Origin of the sequence: Streptomyces sp. A1136 (assembly GCF_004795055.1) — a bacterium.
Lineage (GTDB): Bacteria > Actinomycetota > Actinomycetes > Streptomycetales > Streptomycetaceae > Streptomyces.
On sequence record NZ_SSBJ01000357.1, the window covers coordinates 1 to 524 of the forward strand.

The window sequence follows — 524 nt, forward strand, 5'->3', positions numbered from 1 at the left end:
GTTGATCGCTGCATCGGTCTGGATGAAGTTTTCGTAGTTTTCGGCATTCAGGCCGCTACGCCCCAGCGCAGAGACAATCCCGGAAGTTACCGTCTCGCCCAGACCAAACGGGTTACCAATCGCTACGGTGTAATCACCCACGCGCAGTGCATCAGAATCCGCCATCTTAATTGCGGTCAGGTTTTTCGGGTTCTGGATTTGGATCAGCGCGATATCAGAGCGCGGATCTTTGCCAACCATCTTCGCGTCGAACTTACGGCCATCGCTCAGTTGAACTTTAATGACCGTCGCGTTATCAACAACGTGGTTGTTGGTGACGACATAGCCTTTATCGGCATCAATGATGACGCCGGAACCCAGCGCCATGAATTTCTGTTGCTGGCCGCCACCATTACCGCCCTGGCCACCCTGGCAGAACGGAGAGCTCTGGAACGGAGAACCTTCCTGGCAGAACGGAGAATCATCACCGAAGAACTGCTGGAAATTACGCGGCATACGCGGCGTATTAACGGTTGTGCTACCTT

Annotated in this window: 1 pseudogene; it reads right to left on the reverse strand. The window is 53.8% G+C overall.

Going from position 1 to position 524, the window contains the following annotated elements:
• Positions 1 to 381, reverse strand: a pseudogene (locus tag E6R62_RS39025) (trypsin-like peptidase domain-containing protein); the annotation flags it as partial.
• Positions 382 to 524: the final 143 nt, after the last annotated feature.